The organism is Paraburkholderia sp. SIMBA_027, assembly GCF_046535315.1.
Classification (GTDB): domain Bacteria; phylum Pseudomonadota; class Gammaproteobacteria; order Burkholderiales; family Burkholderiaceae; genus Paraburkholderia; species Paraburkholderia tropica.
Genome location: NZ_JAWRWY010001054.1, coordinates 1 through 256, shown reverse-complemented (window position 1 = coordinate 256; position 256 = coordinate 1). Strand labels below are relative to the sequence as shown.

Here is a 256-nt window from a genome sequence, read left to right as displayed (position 1 = left end):
CTGACAACCGCTTCGGCATCCAGCTCCCACTTCTTTCCAAAGGGCGGATTCGAAACGCAGTAGTGAAACTTCTCGTGGCGATGCTTGTCCGCCGAGAGCGTGCTACCGAGCTTGATGTTCTTTGATAGATCGCGCCCCGGATCGGATTCCAGCGTTTTCAAGAGCATACCAGCGAGGCAAACCGCATGCGTTTCCGGTTCCAGTTCCTGACCGTAGGGAACAATAACAGGGGCGATGGAGTAGCGGTCCTGCAGAC

Annotated in this window: 1 protein-coding gene; it reads right to left on the bottom strand. The window is 55.9% G+C overall.

Annotation, left to right across the window (positions count from 1 at the left end; translation table 11 throughout):
* Nucleotides 1-256 (bottom strand): N-6 DNA methylase (locus SB764_RS42345; protein WP_410867086.1); only part of this gene is annotated, 256 nt, incomplete at both ends.